General features: G+C 68.2%; 5 protein-coding genes. 3 read left to right on the top strand and 2 right to left on the bottom strand.

All coding sequences use genetic code 11. The features are described 5' to 3' along the window. Positions 1-3 precede the first annotated feature (3 nt). Together N5K27_RS18215 and N5K27_RS18220 are read right to left on the bottom strand one after the other, a co-directional pair. Positions 4-645, bottom strand: a complete 642-nt coding sequence (locus N5K27_RS18215) for a glutathione S-transferase family protein (RefSeq protein ID WP_087838050.1) — start codon at positions 643-645, stop codon at positions 4-6. Then, a complete protein-coding gene (locus N5K27_RS18220) occupies positions 635-2,578 on the bottom strand; it encodes a PAS domain S-box protein (RefSeq protein ID WP_254914571.1) in 1,944 nt (647 codons plus the stop codon). The genes N5K27_RS18215 and N5K27_RS18220 overlap by 11 nt, the downstream gene beginning before the upstream one ends. 292 nt (positions 2,579-2,870) lie before the next feature. On the opposite strand from N5K27_RS18220, the gene N5K27_RS18225 reads away from it, so the two are divergent. The 3 genes from N5K27_RS18225 to N5K27_RS18235 are packed head-to-tail and all read left to right on the top strand — an operon-like array spanning position 2,871 to position 6,623. Then, positions 2,871-4,058, top strand: a complete 1,188-nt coding sequence (locus N5K27_RS18225) for an alpha/beta hydrolase (RefSeq protein WP_087838049.1) — start codon at positions 2,871-2,873, stop codon at positions 4,056-4,058. A gap of 31 nt (positions 4,059-4,089) precedes the next feature. Continuing rightward, the gene (locus N5K27_RS18230; RefSeq protein ID WP_087838048.1) at positions 4,090-5,778 is read left to right on the top strand and encodes an AMP-binding protein; all 1,689 of its coding nucleotides are present in this window, start codon (positions 4,090-4,092) and stop codon (positions 5,776-5,778) included. Continuing rightward, positions 5,775-6,623, top strand: a complete 849-nt coding sequence (locus tag N5K27_RS18235) for a VOC family protein (RefSeq protein WP_087838047.1) — start codon at positions 5,775-5,777, stop codon at positions 6,621-6,623. The genes N5K27_RS18230 and N5K27_RS18235 overlap by 4 nt, the downstream gene beginning before the upstream one ends. The last annotated feature ends 104 nt before the right edge of the window (positions 6,624-6,727 follow it).

Raw genomic sequence — 6,727 nt, forward strand, 5'->3', positions numbered from 1 at the left:
CCGTCAGCCGGCCTTGCCGGCCTGGAGGGCCGCGCCCAGCTCGTCGTCGATCCGCTGGGCGCGGACCGCCGCCGGGCGGCTGGTCAGGCGCTGCACGTAGCGCTGGTAGGCCGGCCGCTTCTCTATCGTGCCGAACATCATGCCCCAGGCCAGCTGCGAGCCCACGTAGACGTCGGCCGCGGTGAAACCGTCGCCCGCCACGTAGCCTTCGCCGGCCACGGCCGTCTCCAGCACGTCCAGCACCTCGGCCAGCGAGCCGTAGCCCACCATGCGCCGCCGGTCTTCCGGCACGCTGATGCCCAGTGCCTGGTTGGTGACCGCCGCTTCCACGGGGCCGGCACAGAAGAACAGCCAGCGGTAGTAGGCGCCGCGCAGCGGACTGTGCGGGGGCGGGGCGAGCTGCGCCTGCGGGAAGGCATCGGCCAGGTAGGCGCAGATCGCCGCGGATTCGGTGACCACGGCGTCGCCGTGGCGGATGGCGGGCACCTTGCCCATGGGGTTGATGGCCAGGTACTCCGGACCCTTCATGGTCGTGGCGAAATCCAGCACCTCGGTACGGTAGGGCTGGCCGACCTCTTCGAGCATCCAGCGCGCGATGCGGCCGCGGGACATCGGGTGGGTGTAGAAGACAAGTTCATTGTTCATCGCAAGTTCCTGCATCGTCGGGTGCGCTGGGTGGAGCGTCGGATGGTACGGCAGGCTCGACCCCGTCGACAATGGGTCCGAGTTGGGAGACGTCCAGCGGCTTGACCAGGTGCATGTCGAAGCCGGCTCGCGCCGTGCGCTGCCTGTCTTCTTCCTGCCCATAGCCGGTCATGGCGATGAAGACGGTGTGCGCCAGTTGCGGGATGGCCTTCAGGGCCCGCAGCGCCGCGAAGCCGTCCATGGTGGGCATGGCCAGGTCGATGAAGACGATGTGCGGCTGGAAGCTGGGCGCCATGCGCAGCGCGGCTTCCGCCGTGTACAGCGGACGCGCCTGGTGGCCGTTGATCTCCAGCAGCATGGCCAGGCTGTCCGCCGAGTCACGGTTGTCGTCCAGCACCAGGATGCGCCTGGCGGTCGACGTCCGGCGCGAGCTGGTGGCCATGGCCCGCGCGGGCGGCGCCGGCTCGTCCAGGGGCAGGCGGACCGTGAACGTGCTGCCGAGGCCGGGCCCGGGGCTGGACGCGGAAATGGCGCCGCCGTGCATGCGTACCAGCGACCGGCACAGCGTCAACCCTATGCCCAGTCCGCTGTCGGTGGGGTTGGTCTCGCGGTCTTCCTGTACGAACAACTGGAAGACCGCATCCAGGGCCTGTTCCGGCATGCCGCGGCCCTGGTCGGCCACCTCGATCAGCGCCGACCGGCCTTGCCGGGAGGCGCGTATGGTGATGGCCGTGCCCGGGGGCGAGAACTTGGAGGCGTTGTGCAGCAGGTTGTGCAGCACCTGCACCAGCCGCGTCATGTCGCCCTTCACCATCAGCGGCTCGGCGGGAAGGTCCACGTCGATCCGCTGTTCGCGGGCATCGGTGTGGAAACGCGACGATTCGATGCTGCGTTCGATGATGGTGCGCATGTCCACCGGCGCCAGGCGCAGCTCGATCTTGCCGGAGGTGATGCGGCCGATGTCCAGCAGGTCGTCGACCAGCCGGGCCAGGTGCGTGATCTGGCGATCGATCATGTCGCGGCAGCGGGCCACGGTGGGGTCGATGTCCAGGTCCTTCTGCAGGATGCCGATGGCGTTGCGCACCGGGGCGAGCGGGTTGCGCAGCTCATGGCCCAGGGTGGCCAGGAACTCGCTCATGCGCCGGTTGGCCAGCTCCAGTTCCTCCAGGCGCTTGCGCTCGCTCATGTCGCGCATGATCTTGGCGTAGCCCTGCAACTGGTCGGCCTCGTCGTAGACGGCGGTGGTGGTCACGTTCGCCCAGAACAACGAGGCGTCCTTGCGCTGGCGCCAGCCTTCCTCTTCATAGCGGCCCTCGGCCTGGGCGATGCGCAGCACCCGGTCGGGGCTCTCGGGGGACGCGTCGTCGGCGGGATGGAACATGGAGAAGTGCCGGCCGATGACTTCGTCCCGCCGGTAGCCGGTGATCTGCGTGGCGCCGGTGTTCCAGCTCGTGATCATGCCTTCGGTGTCGAGCATGTAGATCGCGTAGCCTTCCACGCCTTCGAGCAGCAGCCTGAACCGTTCCTCGCTCTGCCGCAGCGCCTCGGTCTGGCGGCGGCGTTCGCTCAGGTCCCGGGTGATCTTGACGTAGCCCTTGAGGGTGCCGGACTCGTCCCGCAGCGCGGTAATGACGACATTGGCCCAGAAGGTCGAGCCGTCCTTGCGCACGCGCCAGCCCTCGTCCTCGAAGCGGCCATGCAGGGCGGCTTCTTCCAGCTCGTAGCGCGGCCAGCCCCGCGCCACGGCCTCGGCGTTATAGAAGACCGAAAAATGCTTGCCCAGGATTTCGTCGGCTTCATAACCCTTGATCTTGGCCGCGCCGGCGTTCCAGGTCCTCACCCGTCCGTCGGGGGACAGCATGAAGATCGCATAGTCTTCGATGGCATTGACGAACATACGGAAGCTGATGTCCGTATCGCTTCCGACCCCCATTGCCGTCTCGCCCGTCCCGGGCTCTTTTTCCCCGGCCTGGAGTCGGGCCGAGTCCATGGCTGAGAAGCTCAAGGCATCACCTCGTGGTGCTCGAACAACGAGTCTATACACGCTCCATCATGGGGCCTGTAACAAGGTGAATCGCCATACGATGAAAATAATTGACATGATATCAAATAAAGCATAATTTAATTGACAGGGTGATATTTAATTCGAGGAGACTGCCTTGGCCACTACCGACAAGCCGGTCGTCACGGCCGGCATGAGAGGCGCGTCGTGGGACCCACGGCTGATGAGCCGGCCTTACCAGGTGGTGCCCTACGCGTTGGGCACGGCCGACGGCCAGCGCACACTGGGTTTCCTGTTCACCACGGCCGAGTCGGGCAAGACGGTCGTGTCGCTGATGCATCCGCGGGAAATGGCGGTGACGCACTATATGGTGCCTCATGTGCTGGACGCCGGCTGCGCCTGCTGGGTGCAGGGATCGCGTTCCATCGGCAACGACCTGCGGCTCGAGCATGAGGTGGCCTTGTTCGACGTGGCGGCCGGCATGGCGCACCTGCGTTCGCTGGGCTACGAGAACATCGTGCTCTTGGGCAACTCGGGCGGCGCCGGCCTGTACACGCTGTACAACCAGCAGTCGTCGCTGCCGGCCGGGCAGCGCATTGCCCGCACCCCGGGAGGGCGGCCCACCGCCCTGGCCGAGCTGGAGATGCCGCGCGCCGACGGCATGATCCTGCTGTCCCCGCATCCCGGGCAGGGAAGGCTGCTGATGGCGGGCATCGATCCTTCCGTGGTGTCGGAGGACGATCCCCTGGAGACCGATCCCGCGCTGGATCCCTTCTCACGGGACAACGGCTACGATGCCGAGACGGGCGCCGCGTCCTACGATCCCGCATTCGTCCAGCGCTACCGTGCCGCCCAGGCCGAGCGCGTCGCCCGCATCGATGCCCGCGCGCGGCAGATGCTGCGGCGCAAGGCCGAGGCCAGGGCGAAGGTCAAGGCGGGCGGGGCGTCGATGGCCGAGCAGCGGATCGCGGCGCACGCGCCCATCTTCCAGGTGTGGCGCACCGACGCGGACCTGCGTTCGTGGGACATTTCCATCGATCCGTCGGACCGCAGGACCGGATCGTTGTGGGGCAGGAGTCCGCTGGTCTCGAACTGGGGCAGCGTGGGATTCGCCCGGGTGGTCACGCCCGAGTCGTGGCTGTCCACCTGGTCGGGACTGTCGTCCAACGCTTCGCTGGAGAAGACCGCGGGCGCCATCACCCAGCCCACGCTGCTGGTGGAGTACACCGGCGACCAGTGCACCTTTCCGGCCGACATACGGAAGATCCACGAGCAGATCGGGGCGGCCGACAAGCGCCACGTGCGCGTGCGCGGCAATCATCATGGCCTGGCGCTGGCCCCGGGCGAGGAGCCCGGCCAGCGTATCGCCGGGCGCGCGGTCGGCGAATGGCTGCGCGAAAAAATGGCCTAGGCCCCAGCTCAAGCATGACATGGACGCAGACATGATGAACGTGGAACCAAGGGTCCGGCTCGAGGGCGTGCGCTATCCCGATGCCGATCGCCTGCGCCGCTACGCGCGGCTGGGACTGCTGGGCGGCGAGACGCTGGCTGGCGCGTTCGCGCGCTCGCTCGCACTGCATGCCGACCGGTTGGCGCTGGTCGGGCCGCAGCTAAGGATGAGCTACCGCGACCTGGACCGCGACAGCGACCGGCTGGGCGCCGCCATGCTGGCGCTGGGGCTGGTCCGGCATGACCGCGTGCTGCTGCAGAGCGGCAATTGCGCCGAATTGCTGGTGGCCTTCCTGGCCTGCCTGAAGGCCGGCCTGATTCCCATCTGTGCCCTGCAGGCCTTCCGCAAACTGGAAGTGAGCTACCTGGCGAAGCTGGCCGATGCCCGCCTGCATCTCGTCCAGGGCGACGACGCCCGGTTCGACGACGTGGCCTTCGCGCGCGAGATGCAGGAAGCCGTGCCCACGCTGCGCCACATCGTGCAGGCGCGGGGCGAGCCGCGCGCCGGCGCGCACGGGCTGCGCCAACTGATCGATGCCATGCCCTGGGAGCGCGCCAGGGCGATGCTGGCGGACATCGAGCACGACCCATGGCAGGTCGCGGTATTCCAGCTGTCCGGCGGCACGACCGGCGTGCCCAAGATCATCCCCCGCTTCCAGAGCGAATACGTGTACAACATGCGGGCCGTCGCCGCCTGCAACGGCTACACCCGCGACGACGTGCTGTTCTTCCCCACGCCGTACATGCACAACCTCAACATGGGCTGCTGCTTCGGCCCCTTCCTGCTGTGCGGCGGCGCGATCACGGTAGCCCCTGACCTGGGCGAGGAAACGCTGCGTGCGCTGGTCCGGGACCATCGCCCCACGTGGTTCGGCGCGCCGGGTCCCATCCTGACGCGCATCGCGCCAGAACTGGCCCTGGCGGACGAGCGCGAGAAGGCGCGCCGGCGTTTCATCACCTCGAAGAACGCGGGCGGCATGGCGCGGCTGACGGGATCGCCGGCACGGCACATCTTCGGCATGACCGAAGGCGTGATCATGTTCACGCGCGAAGACGATCCGCCCCATCTGAACGACGGTTCGGTGGGCCGGCCGGTATCCGAGCACGACGAAGTGAAGATCGTGCGCCCCGGCACGGAAGAGCCGGTGGCCGACGGCGAGATCGGCGAAGCGCTGTTCCGCGGCCCGTACACCATCCAGGGCTACTACAAGTCCGCCGCCGAGGATGCGCACCGCTTCACGGCGGACGGCCATTACCGTTCGGGCGACCTGATGTCCAGCCGGATCGAGGACGGGCGGCGCTACTACTTCTTCCAGGGCCGCATCAAGGACGTGATCGACCGGGGCGGCGAGAAGATCAACGCCGAGGAAGTCGAAGGCGTCGTCAGCCGCCATCCCGCCATCCTGAACTGCGCGCTGGTCGGCATGCCCGATCCCGTCTACGGCGAAAAGGCCTGCCTGTTCGCCACGCTCCGGCCGTCGGCGCACGCGCCGGACGTCGAGGAACTGGGCCGCTTCCTGCATGGCGAGGGGCTGGCCAAGTTCAAGTGGCCCGAACGCATCGAGGTCCTGGCGGATTTCCCGCTCTCGGCCTCCGGCAAGCTCAGCAAGCAGATCCTGCGGGAACGGATCGCCGCCATCCTGGCGCAGGCCGCGCCCAGCAACGAGGAACTTCCGACATGACTACCGAAGCGCTTTCCCCTCTGCGATTGCACGGCGTGCACCATACCGCCCGCCCCACCTGGAAACTGTCCGAGACGGTGCGCTTCTACCGCGACCAGCTCGGCCTGCCGCTGGTGCACGCGATCTCCGCGCGCGGCTGGGGGCCGGGCGACCATGCCGACTTCCTGCACTTCTTCTTCGACAGCGGCAATGGCAGCACCATCGCGTTCTTCTACTACATCGGCACGCAGCGTCCGGACAAGCTGCGCGTGAGCGACCATTACCAGGAACGCGCGACGCACACCGCGTGGCGGGTGCCGGACGAGGCCGAGCTGCTGCGGTGGCGCGCGCGCGTGGAAGCCGCGGGCATCCCGCTGCGCTACCAGATCCGCCACGAGGTGATCGAGTCCATCTACTTCAACGATCCCAACGGCTACCCCATCGAGATCACCACCCAGTTGCGGCCCTTCGGCCAGGCCGATGCGGACGATGCCGCCCGTACGCTGGAGGCCGCGATGGCGCTGGAGGCGGGGCAGGGCGAGCGCCTGGACGGCATCGAGCCCGTGTGGCGGCGCAAGGCGGCGGCGCTGGACGACGTGGACCGGCCGGCCGGCGTGGCGTCGGTGTACGTGCTGGACGTGCCCGAGTTCGCCCCGCTGCTGGACGATGCGCGCGCCCGAGGCTATGCGGTGGGCCGGGGCGCGGCCGGCTACGCCCGCATCGATGGCACGCCCGGCCTGCGGTTCCGGCGCAAGGAGCTGGGCTTCAAGCCCGCCGTCTGGTACGGCGCGCTGACGGGCGGCCTGGCGGGCCGCATCGCCGCGTTCGACATGGACACCCTCGCCATCGACCCGGAGTCGCCATGAAGGTCATCATCGTCGGTGGAGGCCCGTCGGGGCTGTTCCTGTCCATCCTGCTCAAGCAGCGCCTGCCGCATGCGCGCATCGCGGTGCTCGAGCAGAACCCGGCC

Source organism: Pigmentiphaga sp. GD03639 (assembly GCF_029845405.1).
Taxonomy (GTDB): domain Bacteria; phylum Pseudomonadota; class Gammaproteobacteria; order Burkholderiales; family Burkholderiaceae_B; genus Pigmentiphaga; species Pigmentiphaga daeguensis.